A 20,932-nucleotide genomic window follows, 5' to 3' on the forward strand; every position below is an offset into this window, starting at 1 on the left:
CCTCGGCGAGGGACAGCGGGCCGAGCAGGCGGAGCAGGTCGGCCACGCCCTCGGCGTCGCGGGCCTGCCGCTCGGGGATGGTGCGCTGCAGCTCGGCCTCGACCTCTGCGAGCACGTCGGGGTCGAGCAGCTCGCGCAGCTCGGCCCGTCCGAGCAGCTCGGCGAGCAGCCCCTGGTCGAGCGTGAGGGCCGCGGCCCGGCGCTCGGCGAGGGGGGAGTCGCCCTCGTAGACGAACTGGGCGACGTACCCGAACATCAGCGTCCGGGCGTACGGCGACGGCTGGGTCGTCTCGACCTCGGTGACCGTGACCTCGCGCTGGTCGACGCGGCGCAGCAGGGTGGTCAGGCCCGGCAGGTCGTAGACGTCGTTGAGCACCTCGCGGACCGTCTCGAGCACGATCGGGAAGGACGGGTAGCGGCTCGCGACCTCGAGCAGGGCCGCGGCGCGCTGGCGCTGCTGCCACAGCGGCGAGCGGCGGCCGGGGTCGCGGCGGGGGAGCAGCAGCGCGCGTGCCGCGCACTCGCGGAAGCGGGCCGCGAAGAGCGCCGAGCCGCCGACCTCGCGGGTGACGATCTCCTCGATCTCGTCGGCCTCGAACGCGATCAGCTCGGCACCGGGCGGCTCCGCGTCGGTGTCGGGGATGCGGATCACGATGCCGTCGTCGGACGCCATCGCCTGGCCGTCGATGCCGAAGCGCTCGCGCAGCCGGGCGTTGATCGCCAGCGCCCAGGGGGCGTGCACCGCGGTGCCGTACGGCGAGTGCACGGCCAGGCGCCAGTCGCCGAGCTCGTCGCGGAAGCGCTCGACCAGCACCGTCGCGTCACTCGGCAGCACCCGGGTCGACTCCACCTGCTCGCGCAGGTAGGTCACCAGGTTGCTCGCGGCGTTGGCGTCGAGCCCGATCTCCCGTGCCCGCTCCTCGGCCTTCGCGTCGGGCAGCGCGGCGAGCTCGCGGGTGAAGGCGCCGATGGCCTCGCCGAGCTCGGTGGGCCGGCCCGCGGTGTCGCCCTTCCAGAACGGCAGGCGGCCCGGGACGCCGGGAGCCGGCGTCACGATGACCTGGTCGCGGGTGATGTCCTCGATCCGCCAGCTGGTGGCACCGAGGGCGAACACGTCGCCGACCCGCGACTCGTAGACCATCTCCTCGTCGAGCTCGCCGACGCGGCGGTTGGCACCCTCGCCGACGAGGAAGACGCCGTAGAGCCCGCGGTCGGGGATGGTGCCGCCGCTGGTCACGGCCAGCCGTTGGGCACCCGGGCGGCCGGACAGCCGGCCGGTGACGCGGTCCCACGTGATGCGGGGGCGCAGCTCGGCGAACTCGTCGCTCGGGTAGCGGCCGGCGAGCAGGTCGAGCACGGCGTCGTAGGCCGACCGGGGGAGCTGGGCGTAGGGGGCGGCCCTGCGGAGGAGCTCGAACAGCTCGTCGACGTCCCACTCCTCGACCGCTGTCGCCGCGACGACCTGCTGGGCGAGCACGTCGAGCGGGTTGGCCGGGACGCGGAGCGCCTCGATGCCGCCGCTGCGCATCCGGGCGACGGCGACCGCAGCGGGCGCGAGGTCGCCGCGGTGCTGGGGGAAGAAGACCCCGCGCGAGGTCTCGCCGACCTGGTGACCGGCGCGGCCGACCCGCTGGAGCGCGCTGGCGACGCTCGGCGGCGAGGCGATCTGGAGGACGAGGTCGACGGCACCCATGTCGATGCCGAGCTCGAGGCTGCTCGTCGCGACCACCGCCGGCAGCCGGCCCGCCTTGAGGTCGTCCTCGACGATCGCGCGCTGCTCCTTGGAGACCGAGCCGTGGTGGGTGCGCGCGAGCACCGGTGGCGCACCCGCCGCCGCACCGGACTGGGCCATGAGCTGGGCAGGCGGGGTGATGCCCTCGGTGGTGACCTCGGCGGAGATCTCGTTGAGCCGCGCGGTGAGCCGTTCGGCCGTACGGCGGCCGTTGGTGAACACGATGGTCGACCGGTGCTCGCCGATCAGCTCGGCCACGCGCTGCTCGACGTGGGGCCAGATGCTGGCCCGGGCCGGGGGAGCGGTCGGGTCGTCGTCGACGACCTGCCCGAGCTCGGTCATGTCCTCGACGGGCACCTCGACCCGCAGGTCCCACTCCTTGTGGGCCGGCGGCGCGACGATCTCGACGGGCGCCGAGCCGCCGAGGAAGCGCGCGACCTCCTCGGTCGGCCGCACGGTCGCCGACAGCCCGATCCGCTGGGCCGGCTTCGCGAGCAGCGCGTCGAGGCGCTCGAGGCTGACCGCGAGGTGTGCCCCGCGCTTCGTGCCGGCGACCGCGTGCACCTCGTCGACGATGACCGTCTCGATGCCCCGCAGCGTCTCCCGCGCCTGGCTGGTCAGGATCAGGAAGAGCGACTCGGGCGTGGTGATGAGGACGTCGGGCGGCCGTGTCGCCAGCCTGCGGCGGTCGTTGGCCGCGGTGTCACCGGACCGGATGCCGACGGTGACCTCGGGCAGCGGCGCGCCGCCGAGGCGCTCCGCGGTCTGGCGGATGCCGGTGAGCGGCGCGCGCAGGTTGCGCTCGACGTCGACCGCGAGCGCCTTCAGCGGCGAGACGTAGAGGACCCGCGTGCGGTGGAGCCTGTCGTCGGGTGCCGGCGTGGTCAGCAGCCGGTCGATGCCCGCGAGGAATGCGCTCAGCGTCTTGCCGGAGCCGGTGGGTGCGACGACGAGGGTGTTGCGGCCGCGCCCGATCGCGTCCCAGGCACCGGCCTGGGCAGCGGTCGGCTCGGCGAACGCGGCCCGGAACCAGGTCCGGGTCGGCTCGCTGAACGCAGCCAGCGGATCGGTCGTCGTCACATCGGCCATCCTCGCGCACGCCACCGACAGCGGGCGCCCTCTGCGGCACAATGGTCGGGTGGGAAAGAGGGGGAAGGCCGCCGTCGCGGCCACGGCCGCGGTCGTGCTGCTCGTCGCGCTGCTCGCGTGGTGGCTGCTGCGCGACGACGAGCCGGTGCCGGCCGTCGCGCCCGACCCGGTGCCGACGACGCCGACGCCCACCCCGACCGTCGCACCGCCGACCGGCCCGTGCGCCGTGCAGGCCACGACGGGCTTCGAGCCGACACGGATCGCGATCCCCGGCGTCGTACGACGGGCGCAGGTCTACGGCGTCCCGCGGACCCCCGCCGGCGTGGTCGGCGTCCTGCCGCACACCGACAACCAGAACTTCGCCTGGGACCTCGGCGGCGTCGAGCCCGGCTCGCACGAGGGCCACGTGCTGATCAACACCCACACCTGGCCCGACGGCAGCGCGATGGGCAACCGTCTCCTCGACAAGCTCCAGGTCGGTGCGACCATCCGGCTCGGGGACGGCGCCGACGTCGCCTGCTACCGGGTCACCAAGCGCGACGAGGTGCCCGCGAAGGACGGCTACCCGGGCTGGGCCGCGACGGACGGGCCGCCGCAGATGGTGATCGTGGTCTGCTCGGGCCAGCGGCTGGGACCGGGCGAGTGGACCCACCGGACGCTGTGGTTCGCGGATCCGGTGGGGCCGGACGGGAAGATCGTCGAATCGGGCAACCCGACACCCCCTCTGTGACATCAGGAGGGGTGAAAGGAGGGGACGATGACGACTTCGGACCCGCACTGGCGCTCCTTCGAGGACTACGCCACCGCCCGGTGGGCTGCGCTCTACCGCACCGCCCACCTGCTGACCGGCGACCCGGCCGCCGCCGAGGACCTGCTGCAGTCCACCTTGGTCAAGGTGATGGCCCAGTGGACGAAGGTACGACGGGCTGACGCTCCCGACGCCTACGTGCGCAAGATGCTGCTGAACGAGCTGCTCGGCGAGCGCCGCAAGGCCGGTCGCCGTGCGCAGAAGGCGCACCTGGTGCCGGTGCCCGACCCGGTCACCGATCCCGCGGCCACCTCGCCGGAGCGGCTCGACCTGTGGGACCGGGTGCAGCTGCTGCCGCCGCGTCAGCGCGCGGTGCTGGTCCTGCGCTACTACGAGGACCTCTCCGAGGCGGAGATCGCCGAGGTGCTGGGCGTCTCCGCCGGCACCGTGAAGTCGCAGGCGTCCCATGCGTTGCGGGCGCTGCGCGCCGCCACAGCCCAGAACCGCACCGAGGAGGTGTCGTGATGACCGACCAGCTCGAGCAGGACCTGACCGCGCTCTTCGCCCAGCGAGCCGCCGAGGCCGAGGTGCCGCCGATGCCGCCGGAGCTCTTCGCCCGCGAGGACCGCCGTCCCGGCCGCCGGGTCGCGATCGCCCTGGTCGCCGCTGCTGCTGCCGCAGCGGTCGCGATCCCCGTGGGCCTGTCGTTCCGCAACGGTGACGACGTCCAGCCCGCACCGGCGCCGGCACCCACGGATCCCGGCGTCTCGCGGGGGCTGGAGCTGCCGTACCTGATCGACGGCCGGCTGCACGTGGGCGAGCTCGTGCTGCCCACGACCGCGGACTCCCTGGTCGTCACGGGCACCCAGGTGCTCCTGTCCACGGGCAACCAGGCGGGAGGCCGGCCGACGTGGTCGCGGTTGGCCGGCGACGCGCTCGAGCCGATGCCCTACCTGGACGGGGCGTACAACGTGACGACCGCCTACGACGGATCGGTGGTCGCCGCTCCCGTCGTCACCGGCACGACCACCTCGGTGCGGGTCTGGGACACCACCACCGGCGCCGTCGTCGACACCGTCGCGCTCGCCCAGGCGCCCTCGCCCGAGGAGCCGTGGCTGTGGGGCTTCGACGACCGGGGCCGGCTGTTCTGGCAGGACGGCACGACCCAACGGATGCGGACGGCCGCGGGAGAGGTGGTGGAGCTGGAGACGGGCGACCTGCACTTCGGGGGCATCACCCCCGGCGCGGTCGTGCTGCTCCAAGGGCAGAGCTCCCGGACGGCCCAGCTGGCCGAGGTGGCCGACGACGGCACGGTCCGGGACACGTCCGAGGTGCCGGTGAGCACCGCGGCCGCCTGGCGTGACCACGACACCATGGCCTACGAGGCCGTGGCATCGGGACTGGTCAACATCTACGACGTCGCCACCGGCGAGCAGCAGCCGGTCGACGTCGGCGACGGGGCCCTCATGGTCGCGGGATGGAGCGGCGACGAGCTCGTCGTCGTCCAGCAGGTGCCCAGGGGCAGCCGGGTGGTGGCCTACGACCCGGAGACCCGGGAGCAGAGGACGGTGTTCGAGTTCGGCCTCGACCAGCCGTTCCCGTTCGCGTCCCTGGATGGGACCGGCGCGCTCTGAGCCGGAGCTGGGCGCGCGCTGCGGCCGGGGTCTGCTGACCCCGGCCGTTTGGCTCCGGGCCCGGGCGGGGACAACGACCGCATGAACAGGATCCTCTCGGGCTCGGGAGCCCGCACCGTCATCACCCGCAGTGTCGCGCCGGTCTGCGCGGCACTGCTGGTGGCACTCGTCGCCGCGCTCGGTGTCGTCTCCCCGGCGAGCGCCGCCACCGGTTGGAAGTCGATCTACCGGTCGGCGGACGGCAAGGTCGTCATCCAGGCCTGCGGCAACGCCACCACGTTCACGCCGCGGGTCGTCAACCGGCGCAGCGTGCGCCTCGCCGACGTCTACATCGCCGTCCTGCGGGAGCGGGACGGTTCCGGACCAGCCCAGTTCATCCAGGGCATCGCGCCGGGCTCGGTCGAGCGGGGCCTGCCGATGAAGCGCTTCACCACCTACGTCGCGGCGCGGCACCGGGGAGTGGTCTCCATCCGCAACAAGGGCCGGATCAACGGCACCGAAGGACGTTTCAACACCGAGCTGCTCAACTCGCTGCCCAGGTGCCCCTGACCCTCAGGGGAGTGACGCGGCCGGGGTCAGGTGACCCCGGCCGTTCGCGTGCTCGGGCACGTGCCGCTCGAGGACCAGCGCCATGCCGGCGATGGCCAGGCACCCCAGCACCATCAGCCCGATGTACGCCGGCCCGAGGTCGTGGTCGAGCAGGAAGCCCGCCGCGACCGGACCCGCGACGGCGCCGCCCTGGAAGGCGGCGGCGCTGATCGCGTTGTAGCGGCCGCGGGTGTGGTCGGCGGCGAGGTCGTTGTTCATCGCCGGAACGGTCGGCTGCAGCAGCGTCTCCCCGAGCGCGAACACCCCCATGAACGCGAGCACGCCGGCGATCGCGACCGTGCCGCCGGGGAAGGCGCCGGCGATCCCGAGCACCAGCCACGAGGTGCCCCAGATCGCCGCCATCACGATCAGCAGGCGGGTACGACGCCGCCCCGAGATCCGCTTGAGCACCGCGAACTGCAGCAGCACGATCACCGCGGTGTTGACCGCGAACGCCAGGCCGACGGTCCGCGTCGACACCTCCGCGGCCACCCGCGCGTAGCCCGGCACGCCCGCCTCGTGCTGCCCGTAGCCGATGAAGCTGCCGACGAAGGTCAGCGCGGCCAGCCAGCGCACGGCCGGCTCCCTGAGGATGGCGAGGTAGCCGACCGTCGGCGGCACGGAGCCGTCGTCGGGTGCGACGGCACGGCCGTGCACGTGGCGCAGTGGCCCGAGCAGCAGCGCCATCGGGATCAACCCGGTGACCGCGTCGCCGACGAAGATCGCGGTGAAGGTGCTCGGCTCGTCCACGTTGGCGAAGAGGCCGCCGATGATGCCGCCGACGCCGATGCCCAGGTTGACGAGGGCGAAGTTGATGCCGAAGTACTGCTGGCGCAGCTCGCCGGTGACCACGGCCGCGATCAGCGCGTTGAAGGCCGGGAACGAGATCCCGAAGTTGATGCCGACCAGCACCAGGGCCACCGCGGCGACCCACGGCGTGGTGGCGAAGGCGAGCAGGAGGTTGCCGGACACCATCATGGTGATGCCGAAGAGCAGGACTGCGCGGGCGCCGTAGCGATCGGTGAGCGCGCCGCCCGGCCCGGTGACGAGGAAGCCGACGATCGCGATCAGCGCCATCAGGGTGCCGGAGAGGCCGAGGTCGAACCCGCGGACCTCGTGCAGGTAGATCAGCGTGAACGGCAGGGTGAGGCCGCGCCCGAGCGTCTGGACGGCGACGGTGGACAGCAGCCACCGGCCCTCGGTGGGCAGGGCCGCCCAGAACGCCCTCACTTGGCGGGCAGGGTCGCGGCGTACGACGACCCGCGCCGGACCCACGCGGCCAGCGCGTCGTCGCTGGCGACGTCGCCGAGGTCGACGCGGAGCCAGCCGGTCATCGAGCGGCCCCGCATCTCCATCGGGTACGCCGGCGTGGACGCCACGAGCGCGTCCCCCTCCGCCGGGTCGACCCGCACCATCAGCCCGCCCTGGCCGCTGGCAGCGACCGCCATGTTGCCGCCGACCAGGAAGGCCAGGCCGCCGAACATCCTCTTCTCGGCGAGCTCGTGGCCGTCGACCGCCGGCTCGTCGTGCAGGAGGTCGCGGATCCGCTGTGCCAGCGCTTCGTCGTAGGCCATGACAGGAGGCTAGGCCGCGCCACCGACAACCCTCGCCCCCCTTTCCGCTACGGCGTCCAGCGCGGGTCGCGGCCGATGAATCCGACCAGCTGGTCTTGCCAGGGAGCGTCGTCCGCGACGGGCACCCGGGCGCCGTACTGCCCGCTCTGGCGCAGCATCTCGTCCATCGGTGCCATGCCCTCGACCATCGTCCGGCAGCGGTCCTCGTCGAGCCGGTCGTCCTGGCCGCTCGCGCGCGCGAGGTCCCAGGTGTGCATGAAGACGTCGCTCGAGTAGAACTGCGAGACGGCCTGGGGGAGCGGCATCCGGGGGAGTCGCGGGTGGGCGAAGGTCACCCCGGCGTTCGCCGGGTCGTCGAGCACCGCCTGCACCGCGGCGGCATGGTGCTCCCACGCTGCGACCGGGTCGGTGTCGACGTCGGGCCCCGGGGCGAGCCGGATGTCCGTGCCGTCGGCAAGGAAGGACGGGAACCACTCCACGAGGTGGCGCACGACGTCGCGCGCCTGCCAGTCGGCGACCGGGGTGGGGGAGTCCCAGTCGGTGACGCCGCGGACCTTCTCGCCGAAGGTGCTCGCGACGCTGCGGTGCTCCTCGGCCGGGCCGTCGGGGATCACTCGGCTGCTCCGGCCAGGCGCACGAGCAGGGCGTCGAGGGCGTCGTACCCCTCGTTGACGCCGACCTCCATCCCGCTCGCCAGCATGCCGGCGCGCGACTCGAAGTCGTAGACCACCGACAGCGCCTCGAGCCGCGTGCGGCCGTCGGGCAGCTCGTGGAAGACCAGCGTGTCCAGGCTGACGGCGTCGGGCATCTCCTCGAAGCCGAAGGTCTGCACGATCTTCTCGTTCTCGGTGACCCGGTGGACCGAGCCGTAGAAGTGCGCGACCTCCTCGCCGCCGCGGGTCGCGGTGTAGCGGTACTCGCCGCCCGTGCGCATGTCCCACACCTCGATGTCCATGCCGATCGAGTGCGGCCCGAGCCACTGCTTCACGAGCTCCGGCTCGACGTGCGCGCGGTAGACGAGCTCGCGCGGGGCGTCGAACTCCCGCACGATCCGGACGGTGGGGACGTCGGGGTCGGCCTCGATGGTGGTGCCGGGGGTGCTGGTCACGGTGCTCATCCTGCTGCTCCTCGCTGCTGGTCGTCGTCGTTCGCTGTGGCGAGGTCCTTGCCCTGCATCCGGGCCAGGACCTGGTCGAGGCGCTGGTAGCGCTCCTCGGCCCGCTGGCGGTACTTCTCGATCCACTTCGTCATGAGGTCGAACACCTCCGCGTCCAGGTGGACGGGCCGTCGCTGGGCATCGCGGCTGCGTCGCACCAGGCCGGCCTCCTCGAGCACCTTCAGGTGCTTGGAGACCGCCTGGAGCGACACGTCGTACGGCGCCGCGAGCTCGCCCACGGTCGCGTCGCCCGTCGCCAGGCGGGCCACCATGTCGCGCCGGGTGGGATCGGCGAGCGCGCCGAAGACCCGGGAGAGACGGTCGTCGTTGTCAACCATGTGGTTGAGTAAACGCTGACCGCGGAGCGCTTGTCAACCTTTAGGTTGAGGACGAGGAGTGGAGCAAGGACTGCGGTTTGGTCCCAAACCGCAGTGCTCGTCGGCGTGTCGTTGCGGTTTGGGACCAAACCGCAACACCTACGACCGCGGGCCTCAGCCCCGTGCCATCGGGGGCTGGACGACGGTCGCCGACCCCCGCCGGTACAGCAACGCCGGCCGCCCGCCCTCGGAGCCACCCTCGCGGGCATCGGTCGGCACGACGAAGCCCTCGGTGCCCAGCACCTTGCGCCGGAAGTTGCCGAGGTCCGGGGGAGTTCCCCAGACGGCGGCGTACACCCGGCGCAGCTCGGGGAGCGTGAACGGCTCGGCGACGAACTCGGTGGCGAGGGTCGTGTACTCCAGCTTGGCGCGGACACGTTCGCGGGCGTCGACGAGGATCTGGTGGTGGTCGAAGGCGAGGGTCGGGCCGTCGTCGCCCTCGAGGAGGTCGTCGACGACCCACCAGCGGGCGTCGGCCGCATCGGTGCCGGCCTGCGGCTCGGGCAGGTCGGGGGCGAGCGCGACGTGGGCGACGGACACCACCCGCATGCGCGGGTCGCGGTCAGGGGCGGAGTAGGTGCGCAGCTGTTCGAGGTGCCCGGGGAAGCGGTCCACGCCTGTCTCCTCACGCAGCTCGCGCCAGGCCGCCTGCTCGGCGTCCTCGTCGGGCTCGACGAAGCCGCCGGGCAGGGCCCACGATCCGGCGAAGGGGTCCTCGCCGCGCTCGACGAGCAGCACGGCCAGTGAGCCGTCGCGGATGGTGAAGATCGCGAGGTCGACGGCGACGGCGAACGGCGGGTGGGTGCTCATCGGGGTCCCCGATCGATCGTCGCGGAGGAGCGCAGCGGGGGAAGCGGGAGTCGAGTGGGGTGGTTCATCGCTGCACCTCGACGCCGGCGGCCTCGAGCTCGGTGAGCGCTGCCGCCGAGCTCTCCGGCGCGACGCCCGCGTGCAGGTCGCGCAGCAGGCGTACGTCGAAACCGGCCTCGCGGGCATCGAGCGCGGTGGCGCGGACGCAGTAGTCGGTGGCGATGCCGGTGACGTCGACCGCGGTCACCCCGGCCGACCGGAGCACGTCGAGCAGCCGTTCGCCACCGTCGCCGATCCCCTCGAAGGCCGAGTACGCCGGCACCCCCATGCCCTTCGTCACGTGGTGGGTCACGGCGGAGGTGTCCAGCTCGGGCGCGTACTCCGAGCCGGTCTCGTCCTGCACGCAGTGCACCGGCCAGGTGGTCGTGTAGTTCGGTTCCTCGCCGGGCTCGTGGAAGTGCCCGCCGTTGCTGTCGTCGCCGTGGTGCCAGTCGCGCGAGGCCGCGACGACGGCGTACTCCCCGGCGTGCTCGGCGAGGTGCTTGCTGATCCGGCCGGCGACCTCGCGGCCCCCGGTGACGCCGAGCGAACCGCCCTCGACGAAGTCGTTCTGCACGTCGACGACGATCAGGGCGCGCTTCCCGGTGGTGTCCATGGCGGGTTCCTCTCGTGGTGCGGTGGTCAGGTACGGCGGCCCGGCGGCGACGCTGCGGGCGTCGGCCGGGAGGGTGGCGAGAGCGGTGGCGGCGAAGGTACGGACCTCGTCGAGCGTCGGCCGGTGGACGACCTCGCCGCCGCGGACGAGGGGCACCTGGACCGCACGGTCGTCCGCGCCGGGAGGGCCGGTGGTCGTGAAGTACTCGGCGACGACCTGTCCCTCGGGCGAGTACGCCCGGTAGGGCGTCTTGCGCCCGCCCACGGACACCTTGTCCTTCGACTTCTTGGCCACCGGTCGCAGCGCCTCGCCGGGCCCGTCGGCGATCGCGACCAGCTTGTAGACCATGCTCGCCGTGGGGTGGCCCGAGCCGGTGGCGACGCGGGTGCCGACGCCGTACCCGTCGATGGGGGCGTCGGTGAGCGCGGTGATGACGAACTCGTCGAGGTCGCTGGTGACGACGATCCGGGTCGAGGTGGCGCCGAGCGAGTCGAGCAGGACGCGCGCCTTGTGTGACTCCTCGGCCAGGTCGCCGGAGTCGATCCGCACCGCGCCGAGCCCGCTGCCTGCCACCTCGACCGCGGTCCGGATGCCCTGCGCGATGTCGTAGGTGTCGACGAGCAGGGTGGTGCCGACCCCGAGCGCCTCGACCTGGCTGCGGAAGGCGTCGGCCTCGGTGGCGTGCGCGAGGGTGAAGGCGTGGGCCGCCGTCCCCGCCGTGGGTACGCCGAAGCGCCGGCCTGCCGCGAGGTTGCTCGTCGTCGCGAAGCCCGCGACGTAGGCCGCCCGGGCGGTGGCCACGGCCGCCTCCTCGTGGGTACGACGCCCGCCCATCTCGATGATCGGCCGACCTTGCGCGGCATCGACCATCCGCGCGGCCGCGCTGGCGATCGCGGTGTCGTGGTTGAGGATGCTGAGCACGATCGTCTCGAGCAGCAGGCACTCGCCGAGCGTCCCGGTGACCGTGAACACCGGGCTGCCGGGGAAGTAGAGCTCGCCCTCGCGGTAGCCGTCGATGTCGCCGCGGAACCGGAAGTCCGCCAGCCACGCGGCGGTCTCGGCGCCGACGACGCCCTGCTCCTGCAGCCATCGCACCTCGTCGGCGTCGAACGTGAACGCCTCGATCGCGGCCAGCAGGCGGCCGAGCCCGCCGAGCATGCCGTAGCGCCGACCGTCCGGGAGCCGACGGGCGAAGGCCTCGAACACGGCCGGCCGGCCGGCGCTCCCGTCGCGGACGAAGGAGTCGAGCATGGTCAGCTCGTAGCGGTCGGTCAGCAGTCCGGTGCGGTCCATCTCGACTCCTCCAAGTTGTAGTCAATATGACTATAACACCTCTGGCCTACGCTGCCCATCATGCTGGGGCGTGACGAACACGACGAGCGCCAGCGCACGGCCGCCGCCGCGGACGCCCACGAGCAGGCCCTCGCCGGCCAGCGCGACGAGCGTCGCCGCCGCGGCGCCTTCTACACCCCGCCCGACCTCGTCGCGTGGGTGCTCGACCGTGCTCTCGCCGACCTGTCCCCGGGGGCGACGGTCCTCGACCCCGCCTGCGGGGCGGGCCACTTCCTCGTCGCCGCCGCGCGCCGGGTCGGCGTCCGTGCGGTCCACGGCAGCGACCTCGACCCCGACGCCGTGCGGATCGCGCGCGAGCGCCTGGCCGCCGAGGACCCGTCGGTCCCCGCCGACGAGATCGCCGAGCGCGTCGTCGTCGCCGACGGTCTCACCGCCTGGGAGGGCCGCCGGTTCATTGCCGTGGTCGGCAACCCGCCCTTCCTCGGCCAGCTCCGCCGGCGCACCTCCGGGCAGTCCGAGGGCTCGCGGCGGGGCCTCGGCGCCTACACCGACACCAGCGCCGTCTTCCTGCACCGCGCCCTCGACCTCGTGGTCGACGGCGGCGTCGTGGCCCTCGTCCAGCCGCTCTCCGTCCTCGCCGCCCGCGACGCCGGACCGGTCCGCGCGGAGGTCGCGCGCCGCGGCGCGGTCACCGACCTCTGGTGCTCGCCCCGCCCCGTCTTCGACGGTACGCCGGTCCTCACCTGCGTCCCGGTCGTCCGGATCGGCGCCGGCCCGGCCACGGACCCCGACGGCTGGGGCACGCTGGCGGCGCCGTCGTTCGGCATCCCCGATGCGCGCCTGCCATCGGGCACCGGCACCGTCGGCGACCTCGCCACCTGCACCGCCGACTTCCGTGACCAGTACTACGGCCTCGTGCCCTTCGTCCGCGACGACCCGTCCGGCACGCCGCTGGTGACCAGCGGGCTGATCGACCCCGCGGAGCTCCGCTGGGGAATCGCCGCGACCCGCTTCGCCCGCCAGCAGTACGACGTCCCGTCGGTCGACCTCGCCGCGCTGCGTTCCGACGGAGGACTTTCCGGGTGGGCCGATGCGCGCCTGGTGCCCAAGCTGCTGGTCGCTGCCCAGGGCCGCGTGATCGAGGCGGTCGTCGACGAGCAGGGCGCCTGGCTGCCCTCGGTCCCGGTGCTCAGCGTGGTGCCCGACGACCCGGCCGACCTGTGGCGGCTGCTCGCGCTCACCCTGGCCCCGCCGGTGGCGGCTCACGCCGCGGCTCGCTACCTCGGGACCGGCCTCACCCCGGGCTCGGTCAAGGTCAGTGCGCGCCAGCTGGCGGCGCTGCCGCTGCCGGAGGACGCCACCGCCTGGGCCGAGGGAGCCGACCTGGCTCGGGAGGCGCAGCAGGCCGCCGGCGACGGCGAGCGCGCCGACCTGCTGGTCGCGACCGCGCGCGCCATGTCGGCGGCCTACCGCGGACCGGCGGAGGTGCTCGACTGGTGGGTCGAGCGGGTCAGCCGGTCGCCGGCACGGTCCGCGGCTCGCCGTTGAGGAAGAGGTCCTTCAGCTGGTCCTCGGTCCAGCTGGGCGACAGCAGGGCGAAGAGGCGTCCCCCGTTGCGGGTCGGGGCCTCCACCCACAGGGCGTGCTGGCCGGAGTCGGGGTCGGTGCCGACCCACGCGTCGACCTCCGCGGGGGCGCCGGCGATCGCGGTCGCGTCGTCCGGTGGCCGTGCGGGGCTGAGGTCGGCGTGGAGGTCGTCGACCAGCCGCTCGCCCGGAGCGTGGCGGTAGGTGAAGGTGTAGCCCGCGACCGTGACGGTGTCCGTCGTCCATCGCGGACCGGGCGTCGCGGTCGGGCCGTGGCCCGCCTCCGGTGCCGGGGCGGGGCTCTCGTCGGCGCCGCCCGCCACCGCGAGCGCGGCGACGGTGGCGACGGCCGGGACGGCGAGCCAGCCGGTGGACGGAGTGCGCCGTGCGGTCGGCACCCGTCGGTCGTACCGCAGGTCGGCGGACGCCTCCCGGAAGGCTGCCTCGAGCTGGCGGGTCAGATCGTCATCGGTCAACATCGGCGTTCTCCTTCTCGATGAGCGCGGACCGCAGGCGGTCCAGCGCGCGGGCGGTCTGTGACTTGACGGTGCCGGCCGAGCAGCCGAGCGCCGCGGCGGTGTCGGCGACCGAGAGATCGTCGAAGTACCGCAGCACCAGCACGGCCTGCTGCCCCGCGGGCAGCAGGCGGACCGCGCGGAGCAGCTCGTCGCGCTCGGCCAACCCGTCGTGCACCGGCACGGCGACGTCCACGTCGAGCACGGCCTCGGCCGGCTGCCGCGAGAGCCCGCGCCACCGGTCCTTGGTCAGGTTGACCACCACCCGTCGGGCGTAGGCGTCCGGGTCGCGCCGCGCGGCCCGCCAACGGCGGGCCGTGCGCAGCAGCGCGGTCTGCGCGATGTCCTCGGCGTGGCCGCGGTCGCCGCTCAGCAGGTACGCCGTGCGCACCAGCCGGTCCGACGCCCGTCGCACGAACTCCTCGAACTCGCGTTGGTAGCCCCGCGCGATCACTGGCTTCTCCGTCTCGTCACACCTGCCCCAACTCCGGTGTCCCCGTCCAGGTTGTCAGGTGCGGCGACGAGCTCACCGCCCGTGCAGGCGCCTGCTGAGCGCACCCGCGGTGGAGGTCACGGCCTCGGCGATCCGGTCGGCGTCGACCGGCTGGCGGCCGTCGGCCGGGTAGGTCACCGCGACGCCCGCGACCGGTAGGCCGTTGTGGTCCAGCACGGCGGCGGCCACGCTGGACATCCCGGGGGTGACCTCGCCGTCCTCGACGGCGTACCCGCGGCGCCGGGTCTCGGCGAGCACCGCCCGCAGCGCGGTGGGGGAGCCGGGGCCGACCCCGGTGCGGTCGACGAAGGCCGCCCGGTCGGGGTACAGCGCCCGGACCTGGTTGGGCGGCAGGTGGGCCAGGATCGCGCGGCCGCTCGCGGTGAGGTGCGAGGGCAGCCGGACGCCGACGTCGGTCACCAGCGAGGGGCGTCCGGGAGCGCGCTCCTCGACGACGTACAGGACGTCACGGCCGTGCGGCACGGCCAGGTGCGCGCTCTGCCCGATGCGATCCACCAGCAGCGCGAGCGGCCGGCGCGCGATGCGCTGCAGCGGGGCCTGGCGGGCGTACCCGCTGCCCACCTCGAAGGCCGCGACGCCGAGCCCGAACCGCCGGTCATCGGCGAGGTGGACGACGAAGCCCTCCTCGACCATCGCCTGCAGCAGGTGGTACGCCGTGGAGCGTGGGATGTCGAGGTCGCGGGCGATCCGCTCCACCGCGACCGGCTCCGGCTGCGCCGCGAGGTAGCGCAGCACCCGGAGTGCGCGCGTCGCAGCCGGGACCTGGGCCATCACGGCTCCTCTGCTCGAAGGTTCGGACCCGGACGGCATGTCTCGGATACGAGACCCATCATGGACCCGGGCACTGGCGCGCGCCACCCCCGGACGATGAAATCGAGCCATGGAGAAGGTGACGATCGGAACGGGCGCTGTCTCGTTCGAGGACGTGGTGGCAGTGGCCCGGCACGGCGCGGGCGTGGAGCTCAGCGGCGAGGCCCTGGCCGCGATCGACAAGGCCCGTGCGGTCATCGAGGACCTCGCGGCCTCGCCGACGCCGCACTACGGCGTCTCGACCGGGTTCGGCGCCCTCGCCACGCGGCACATCGCGCCCGAGCTGCGGGCCCAGCTGCAGCGCTCGCTGGTGCGCTCGCACGCCGCGGGCAGCGGCCCCGAGGTCGAGCGCGAGGTCGTGCGCGGCCTGATGCTGCTCCGGCTCTCGACGTTGGCCACCGGCCGCACCGGCGTACGACGCGAGACCGCCGAGCTGCTCGCCGGGCTCCTCACGCACGGCATCACGCCGGTCGTCCACGAGTACGGCTCGCTCGGCTGCTCCGGCGACCTCGCCCCGCTCGCGCACTGCGCGCTCGCCCTGATGGGTGAGGGCCCGGTCCGCGACGCCTCCGGTGAGCTCACCGACGCGGCGACCGCGCTCGCCGCCGCCGGCCTGGTGCCGGTCGAGCTGCAGGAGAAGGAGGGCCTGGCCCTCATCAACGGCACCGACGGCATGCTCGGCATGCTGGTGCTCGCGATCCACGACCTGACCGACCTGCTCAAGGTCGCCGACATCTCGGCGGCCATGTCGGTCGAGGGCCAGCTCGGCACCGACCGGGTCTTCGCCCCCGAGCTGCAGGCCATCCGCCCGCACCCCGGCCAGGCGGCCTCCGCGGCCAACCTGACCGCGCTCCTCAAGGACTCGGGCGTCGTCGCCTCCCACCGCGGCCCCGACTGCAACCGCGTCCAGGACGCCTACTCGTTGCGCTGCTCGCCGCAGGTGCACGGCGGCGTCCGCGACACTGTCGCCCATGCCAGCTCGGTCGCCGCGCGCGAGCTCGCCTCCGCCGTCGACAACCCGGTCGTCCTCGCCGACCAGGGTCGCGTCGAGTCCAACGGCAACTTCCACGGCGCCCCCATCGCCTACGTCCTCGACTTCCTCGCGATCGTCACCGCCGACCTGGCGTCGATCGCGGAGCGGCGTACCGACCGCTTCCTGGACAAGGCCCGCAACCACGGCCTGCCGCCGTTCCTGGCCGACGACCCGGGCGTGGACTCCGGCCTGATGATCGCGCAGTACACCCAGGCCGCGATCGTCTCCGAGCTCAAGCGCCTCGCCAACCCGGCCAGCGTCGACTCGATCCCGAGCAGCGCCATGCAGGAGGACCACGTCTCGATGGGCTGGTCGTCGGCGCGCAAGCTGCGCAGGTCCGTCGACGGACTCACCCGGGTGCTCGCCATCGAGCTGATGACTGCCGCCCGCGCGCTCAACCTGCGGGCCCCCCTCGAGCCGAGCCCGGCCACCGGCGCCGTCGTGGAGCTGCTCCGCGACGCCGGTGTCGGCGGCCCCGGCATCGACCGCTTCCTGGCCCCCGAGATCGAAACCGCCTACCAGCTCGTCGCCGACCGGTCCGTCACCGCGGCCGTCGCGAACGTGATCGGAGAACTCTCATGACCGAGCAGAACCCCCGCCTGCCCATCCACGCCGCCACCGGCACCGAGCTGACCGCGAAGTCATGGCAGACCGAGGCCCCGCTGCGCATGCTGATGAACAACCTCGACCCCGAGAACGCCGAGCGCCCCGAGGACCTCGTCGTCTACGGCGGCACCGGCAAGGCTGCGCGCAGCTGGGAGGCCTACGACGCCCTCGTCCGCACCCTGCGCGACCTCGAGGACGACGAGACCATGCTCGTCCAGAGCGGCAAGCCCGTCGGCGTCTGGAAGACCAACAAGTGGGCCCCGCGCGTGCTCATCGCCAACTCCAACCTCGTCGGCGACTGGGCCAACTGGGAGGAGTTCCGCCGCCTCGAGGAGATGGGCCTGACGATGTACGGCCAGATGACGGCCGGTTCGTGGATCTACATCGGCACCCAGGGCATCCTCCAGGGCACCTTCGAGACCTTCGCCGCGGTCGCCGACAAGCGCTTCGGTGGCACCCTCGCCGGCACGATCACGCTCACCGCCGGCCTCGGCGGCATGGGCGGCGCCCAGCCGCTCGCCGTCACGATGAACGACGGCGTCGCGATCTGTGTCGACGTCGACCAGAGCCGGATCACCCGCCGCATCGAGCACCGCTACCTCGACGTCCAGGCGGACTCGCTGGAGCACGCCCTCGAGCTGGCCGTCGCCGCCCGCGACGAGCGACGCGGCCTGTCCATCGGCCTGCTCGGCAACGCCGCCGAGGTCTTCCCGCAGCTGTTGGAGATGAAGGCCCCGATCGACATCGTGACCGACCAGACCTCGGCGCACGACCCGCTGTCGTACCTGCCGGTCGGCGTCCCGTTCGAGGAGTGGCACCAGCGTGCCGAGGCCGACCCGGCCGGCTTCACGAAGGAGGCGCAGGCCTCGATGGCCACCCACGTGCGGGCGATGGTCGAGTTCCAGGACGCGGGCGCCGAGGTCTTCGACTACGGCAACTCCATCCGGGACGAGGCGCGCAAGGGCGGCTACGACCGGGCCTTCGAGTTCCCGGGCTTCGTGCCGGCGTACATCCGGCCGCTGTTCTGCGAGGGCAAGGGCCCCTTCCGCTGGGCGGCGCTGTCCGGCGACCCGGCCGACATCGCCGCCACCGACAAGGCGATCCTCGAGCTGTTCCCCGACAACGAGCGGCTGCACAAGTGGATCGGCATGGCCCAGGAGCGGGTCCACTACCAGGGCCTGCCGGCGCGGATCTGCTGGCTGGGCTACAAGGAGCGCCACCTGGCGGGCCTGAAGTTCAACGAGATGGTCAGGAGCGGTGAGCTCAAGGCGCCGATCGTCATCGGCCGCGACCACCTCGACTGCGGCTCGGTCGCCTCGCCGTACCGCGAGACCGAGGCGATGCTCGACGGCTCCGACGCGATCGCCGACTGGCCGCTGCTCAACGCCATGACCGCGGTCGCCTCGGGCGCCACCTGGGTGTCCCTGCACCACGGCGGCGGCGTCGGCATGGGCCGCTCGATCCACTCCGGCCAGGTCTGTGTCGCCGACGGCACCGAGCTCGCGGCTGCCAAGATCGAGGCCGTGCTGACCAACGACCCGGGCATGGGCGTCATCCGCCACGTCGACGCGGGCTACGACCGCGCCGCCGAGGTCGCCGCCGAGCGCGGCGTCCGGATTCCCATGTCCGAGGCCACTCGGACCGAGCCTGCGAGGGACGAGTGAGAGCCGAGGAGGTTGAGGAGCGTCGGCTCGGGCCGAGCCTGCGAGGGACGAGCGACGCGTCTCGAGACACGGAGGAGTCGCTGACGTGACGGATGTTCCCGACTTCGAGCAGATGTGGCGCGACCTCGTGCCCATCGGCCGCTCGGCGTCCAGCGGAGGCTACTTCCGCCAGCCGTGGCACGCGGCCGAGCTCGAGCTCCGTGCGTGGTTCCGCGAGGCGGCCACCGCCCGCGGGCTGGAGCTCGAGGAGGACCCGTTCGGCAACCTGGTCGCGTGGTGGGGACCCGCCGGCGACTCCGGCAAGGTGCTGACCGGCTCCCACCTCGACTCCGTCCTCGACGGGGGTGCCTACGACGGCCCGCTCGGCGTCGTCTCCTCCTTCGCCGCGCTCGACCTGATGCGCGAGCGCGGCGTGGAGCCGAACCGGCGGCTCGGCGTCGCCGCCTTCGTCGAGGAGGAGGGCTCGCGCTTCGGCCGGGCCTGCCTCGGCTCGCGGCTCGCCACCGGTACGACGACCTGGGACGGCGCCCGCGAGCTCACCGACCGCGACGGCGTGCGCCTGGGCGACGTGATCGAGGGCGGCGAGTCCCGGCTGCTCGAGGGCGTCGCGACGTACGTCGAGCTCCACGTCGAGCAGGGCCGCGGCCTGATCGAGCGCGACGCCCCCGTCGGCGTCCACGACGCGATCTGGCCGCACGGCCGGTACCGGTACGACATCGCCGGTCGCGCCGACCATGCGGGCACCACCCGCATGGAGGACCGCGCCGACCCGATGCTCACCTACGCGATGACCGCGCTCGCGGCCAACAAGCAGGCCCGGCTCTCGGGGCAGCGCGCGACGTTCGGCCGGATCGACGTCCGGCCCAACGGCACGAACGCGGTGCCCTCCCACGTCACCGGCTGGCTCGATGCCCGTGCCGAGTCCGACGCCGCGCTCTCCGCCCTGGTGGCGGAGATCGAGCGCCAGGCCACCGAGCGCGCGGGACGCGACGGCACCACCGTGACCGTGACCGCCGAGTCCGTCAGCGGCGAGGTCGCCTTCGATGTCGCGCTCCGCGACGAGCTCGCGGCCCGCCTCGGCGGCGTCCCCGTGCTGCCGACGCAGGCCGGGCACGACGCCGGCATCCTGCAGGACGCCGGCATCGCGACCGCGATGCTCTTCGTCCGCAATCCGTCGGGGGTCTCGCACTCGCCGTACGAGACCGCGGAGATGGCCGACTGCCTCGCCGGCGTGGAGGCACTGGCCACCGCGCTCACCGGACTGGTGTCATGACGGCGTACCTGCTCGAGAAGGCGTGGGTCGACGGCGCTGTCCGCGAGGCGGTCCGGGTCGAGATCGAGGACGGCGTGTTCACCAGTGTCGAGCCCGACGCGAGGCGCACTGCCACCCCGCTGCGCGGCCTGACCCTGCCCGGCTTCGCGAACACCCACAGCCACGCCTTCCACCGCGCCCTCCGTGGCCGCACCCAGCGGGGGAGCGGCACGTTCTGGACCTGGCGCGAGCAGATGTACGACGCCGCCGCGCGGCTCGACCCCGACAACTACTTCGCCCTCGCGCGGGCCACCTACGCAGAGATGCTCGCGGCGGGGTACACCTCGGTGAGCGAGTTCCACTACGTCCACCACCAGCCCGACGGCACGCCGTACGACGACCCGAACGCGCTGGGCCATGCCCTCGTCGCCGCTGCCGAGGCCACCGGCATCCGGCTCACGCTGCTCGACACCTGCTACCTCGCCGGGGGGATCGGCCAGCCGGTCGCCGGCAGCCAGGTGCGCTTCACCGACGGCGACGCCGACCGATGGGCCGAGCGGGTGGCGGCGATCCGGCACGACCGGGTCGGCGGCGCGATCCACTCGGTGCGAGCGGTCCCGCGCGAGCAGATGCCGACCGTCGTCGCGGCGCTGCGGGGACGCCCCCTGCACGCCCACGTGTCCGAGCAGCCCGCCGAGAACGAGGCCTGCCTGGCGGCGTACGGCCTGACGCCGACCGGCGTCCTCGCCGAGGCCGGCGCGCTCGGCCCCGACGCCACCGCCGTGCACGCGACCCACCTGACCGACGCCGACATCGCACTGCTCGCCGCCACCGACACCGAGGTCAGCCTCTGCCCGACCACCGAGCGCGACCTCGGCGACGGCATCGGGCCGGCCCGCCAGCTCGCCGACGCGGGCGTGCGGATCACCATCGGCAGCGACAGCCAAGCGGTGGTGGACCCCTTCGAGGAGGTGCGCGCCTGGGAGATGGACGAGCGGCTCGGCTCGATCTCGCGCGGTCGCTTCTCCGCTTCGGACCTGCTGGCGCGGACCACCGGCCGGATCGCCGTCGGCGAGCCCGGCGACCTGGTCACGATCGACCTCGCGAGTCCGCGGACCGCCGGCACCGGCGCCGACGAGCACACCGCGGTGTTCGCCGCGACCTCGGCCGACGTGACCCATGTCGTCGCGGGCGGACGCCCGGTCTTCGACGGCGACCACGCGCGGATCGGTCGCGATCTCGGGGCCGCGATCGACGGTGTCTGGCGATGATCCCGGGTTATGTTCTTGGTGACCT

The 20,932-nt window shown here is 73.6% G+C and carries 19 protein-coding genes and 2 pseudogenes; 9 read left to right on the plus strand and 12 right to left on the minus strand.

From position 1 onward, the window contains the following. Positions 1–2,821: pseudogene (locus ASE20_RS25440) on the minus strand (DEAD/DEAH box helicase); the annotation flags it as partial. Between the two features lie 49 nt (positions 2,822–2,870). Between ASE20_RS25440 and ASE20_RS24605 the strand changes: the two are divergent. From ASE20_RS24605 to ASE20_RS04545, 4 genes are all read left to right on the plus strand, one after another. Further along, positions 2,871–3,551, plus strand: a complete 681-nt coding sequence (locus tag ASE20_RS24605; RefSeq protein WP_157538654.1) for a class F sortase — start codon at positions 2,871–2,873, stop codon at positions 3,549–3,551. A gap of 27 nt (positions 3,552–3,578) precedes the next feature. Further along, on the plus strand, positions 3,579–4,094 hold the full coding sequence (locus ASE20_RS04535) for a SigE family RNA polymerase sigma factor (RefSeq protein ID WP_056893341.1): 516 nt from the start codon (positions 3,579–3,581) through the stop codon (positions 4,092–4,094). Next, on the plus strand, positions 4,094–5,203 hold the full coding sequence (locus ASE20_RS04540) for a hypothetical protein (protein ID WP_056893342.1): 1,110 nt from the start codon (positions 4,094–4,096) through the stop codon (positions 5,201–5,203). The genes ASE20_RS04535 and ASE20_RS04540 overlap by 1 nt, the downstream gene beginning before the upstream one ends. Positions 5,204–5,284: 81 nt before the next feature. Beyond that, complete coding sequence (locus ASE20_RS04545) at positions 5,285–5,752, plus strand: hypothetical protein (RefSeq protein WP_056893343.1); 468 nt, start codon at positions 5,285–5,287, stop codon at positions 5,750–5,752. A gap of 3 nt (positions 5,753–5,755) precedes the next feature. Here the strand turns inward: ASE20_RS04545 and ASE20_RS04550 are convergent, their stop codons facing one another. From ASE20_RS04550 to ASE20_RS24615, 8 genes and pseudogenes are all read right to left on the minus strand, one after another. Continuing rightward, a complete protein-coding gene (locus ASE20_RS04550; RefSeq protein WP_225869211.1) occupies positions 5,756–7,021 on the minus strand; it encodes an MFS transporter in 1,266 nt (421 codons plus the stop codon). Continuing rightward, the gene (locus ASE20_RS04555) at positions 7,018–7,365 is read right to left on the minus strand and encodes a TfoX/Sxy family protein (RefSeq protein ID WP_056893345.1); all 348 of its coding nucleotides are present in this window, start codon (positions 7,363–7,365) and stop codon (positions 7,018–7,020) included. Before ASE20_RS04555 ends, ASE20_RS04550 begins: the two co-directional genes overlap by 4 nt. A 47-nt stretch (positions 7,366–7,412) precedes the next feature. After that, entirely contained in the window at positions 7,413–7,979 is a 567-nt protein-coding gene (locus ASE20_RS04560; protein ID WP_056893346.1) for a TIGR03086 family metal-binding protein, read from the minus strand. Continuing rightward, positions 7,976–8,482 (minus strand): SRPBCC family protein, encoded by a 507-nt coding sequence (locus ASE20_RS04565; RefSeq protein WP_082612153.1) that lies wholly within the window; start codon positions 8,480–8,482, stop codon positions 7,976–7,978. The genes ASE20_RS04560 and ASE20_RS04565 overlap by 4 nt, the downstream gene beginning before the upstream one ends. Beyond that, positions 8,479–8,859, minus strand: a complete 381-nt coding sequence (locus tag ASE20_RS04570) for an ArsR/SmtB family transcription factor (RefSeq protein WP_056893347.1) — start codon at positions 8,857–8,859, stop codon at positions 8,479–8,481. Before ASE20_RS04570 ends, ASE20_RS04565 begins: the two co-directional genes overlap by 4 nt. A 153-nt stretch (positions 8,860–9,012) precedes the next feature. Further along, positions 9,013–9,708, minus strand: a complete 696-nt coding sequence (locus tag ASE20_RS04575; RefSeq protein WP_056893348.1) for an NUDIX hydrolase — start codon at positions 9,706–9,708, stop codon at positions 9,013–9,015. Positions 9,709–9,772: 64 nt separating this feature from the next. Further along, the gene (locus ASE20_RS25985; RefSeq protein WP_157538673.1) at positions 9,773–10,363 is read right to left on the minus strand and encodes an isochorismatase family protein; all 591 of its coding nucleotides are present in this window, start codon (positions 10,361–10,363) and stop codon (positions 9,773–9,775) included. 21 nt (positions 10,364–10,384) lie between these two features. Continuing rightward, a pseudogene (locus ASE20_RS24615) lies at positions 10,385–11,656 on the minus strand (nicotinate phosphoribosyltransferase); the annotation flags it as partial. Positions 11,657–11,716: 60 nt separating this feature from the next. Here ASE20_RS24615 and ASE20_RS04585 point away from each other — a divergent pair. Beyond that, the gene (locus tag ASE20_RS04585; protein WP_056893349.1) at positions 11,717–13,204 is read left to right on the plus strand and encodes a class I SAM-dependent DNA methyltransferase; all 1,488 of its coding nucleotides are present in this window, start codon (positions 11,717–11,719) and stop codon (positions 13,202–13,204) included. Here the strand turns inward: ASE20_RS04585 and ASE20_RS04590 are convergent. From ASE20_RS04590 to ASE20_RS04600, 3 genes are all read right to left on the minus strand, one after another. Then, positions 13,167–13,721 carry a hypothetical protein gene (locus ASE20_RS04590; protein WP_056893350.1) on the minus strand — a complete coding sequence of 185 codons (555 nt, stop codon included), beginning with the start codon at positions 13,719–13,721 and terminating at the stop codon, positions 13,167–13,169. The genes ASE20_RS04585 and ASE20_RS04590 overlap by 38 nt on opposite strands. Then, the gene (locus ASE20_RS04595; protein WP_225869212.1) at positions 13,708–14,211 is read right to left on the minus strand and encodes a SigE family RNA polymerase sigma factor; all 504 of its coding nucleotides are present in this window, start codon (positions 14,209–14,211) and stop codon (positions 13,708–13,710) included. The genes ASE20_RS04590 and ASE20_RS04595 overlap by 14 nt, the downstream gene beginning before the upstream one ends. A gap of 72 nt (positions 14,212–14,283) precedes the next feature. Next, positions 14,284–15,042, minus strand: a complete 759-nt coding sequence (locus ASE20_RS04600) for an IclR family transcriptional regulator (protein WP_056893351.1) — start codon at positions 15,040–15,042, stop codon at positions 14,284–14,286. A gap of 109 nt (positions 15,043–15,151) precedes the next feature. On the opposite strand from ASE20_RS04600, the gene hutH reads away from it, so the two are divergent. From hutH to ASE20_RS04620, 4 genes are all read left to right on the plus strand, one after another. Next, on the plus strand, positions 15,152–16,696 hold the full coding sequence (hutH, locus tag ASE20_RS04605) for a histidine ammonia-lyase (protein WP_056893352.1): 1,545 nt from the start codon (positions 15,152–15,154) through the stop codon (positions 16,694–16,696). Further along, complete coding sequence (gene hutU, locus ASE20_RS04610; protein ID WP_056893353.1) at positions 16,693–18,384, plus strand: urocanate hydratase; 1,692 nt, start codon at positions 16,693–16,695, stop codon at positions 18,382–18,384. Before hutH ends, hutU begins: the two co-directional genes overlap by 4 nt. A gap of 85 nt (positions 18,385–18,469) precedes the next feature. Beyond that, entirely contained in the window at positions 18,470–19,657 is a 1,188-nt protein-coding gene (locus ASE20_RS04615) for an allantoate amidohydrolase (RefSeq protein WP_318655580.1), read from the plus strand. Beyond that, positions 19,654–20,907 (plus strand): formimidoylglutamate deiminase, encoded by a 1,254-nt coding sequence (locus tag ASE20_RS04620; RefSeq protein WP_056893354.1) that lies wholly within the window; start codon positions 19,654–19,656, stop codon positions 20,905–20,907. Before ASE20_RS04615 ends, ASE20_RS04620 begins: the two co-directional genes overlap by 4 nt. The last annotated feature ends 25 nt before the right edge of the window (positions 20,908–20,932 follow it).

Source organism: Nocardioides sp. Root240, assembly GCF_001428825.1.
GTDB lineage: Bacteria > Actinomycetota > Actinomycetes > Propionibacteriales > Nocardioidaceae > Nocardioides.

Coding starts and splice junctions, on each gene's coding strand:
- ASE20_RS04535 (WP_056893341.1), top strand. CDS start 3,579: ATGACGACTTCGGACCCGCACTGGCGCTCCTTCGAGGACTACGCCACC.
- ASE20_RS04540 (WP_056893342.1), top strand. CDS start 4,094: ATGACCGACCAGCTCGAGCAGGACCTGACCGCGCTCTTCGCCCAGCGA.
- ASE20_RS04545 (WP_056893343.1), top strand. CDS start 5,285: ATGAACAGGATCCTCTCGGGCTCGGGAGCCCGCACCGTCATCACCCGC.
- ASE20_RS04555 (WP_056893345.1), bottom strand. CDS start 7,365: ATGGCCTACGACGAAGCGCTGGCACAGCGGATCCGCGACCTCCTGCAC.
- ASE20_RS04565 (WP_082612153.1), bottom strand. CDS start 8,482: ATGAGCACCGTGACCAGCACCCCCGGCACCACCATCGAGGCCGACCCC.
- ASE20_RS04570 (WP_056893347.1), bottom strand. CDS start 8,859: ATGGTTGACAACGACGACCGTCTCTCCCGGGTCTTCGGCGCGCTCGCC.
- ASE20_RS04575 (WP_056893348.1), bottom strand. CDS start 9,708: ATGAGCACCCACCCGCCGTTCGCCGTCGCCGTCGACCTCGCGATCTTC.
- ASE20_RS25985 (WP_157538673.1), bottom strand. CDS start 10,363: ATGGACACCACCGGGAAGCGCGCCCTGATCGTCGTCGACGTGCAGAAC.
- ASE20_RS04585 (WP_056893349.1), top strand. CDS start 11,717: ATGCTGGGGCGTGACGAACACGACGAGCGCCAGCGCACGGCCGCCGCC.
- ASE20_RS04590 (WP_056893350.1), bottom strand. CDS start 13,721: ATGTTGACCGATGACGATCTGACCCGCCAGCTCGAGGCAGCCTTCCGG.
- ASE20_RS04600 (WP_056893351.1), bottom strand. CDS start 15,042: ATGGCCCAGGTCCCGGCTGCGACGCGCGCACTCCGGGTGCTGCGCTAC.
- hutH (WP_056893352.1), top strand. CDS start 15,152: ATGGAGAAGGTGACGATCGGAACGGGCGCTGTCTCGTTCGAGGACGTG.
- hutU (WP_056893353.1), top strand. CDS start 16,693: ATGACCGAGCAGAACCCCCGCCTGCCCATCCACGCCGCCACCGGCACC.
- ASE20_RS04620 (WP_056893354.1), top strand. CDS start 19,654: ATGACGGCGTACCTGCTCGAGAAGGCGTGGGTCGACGGCGCTGTCCGC.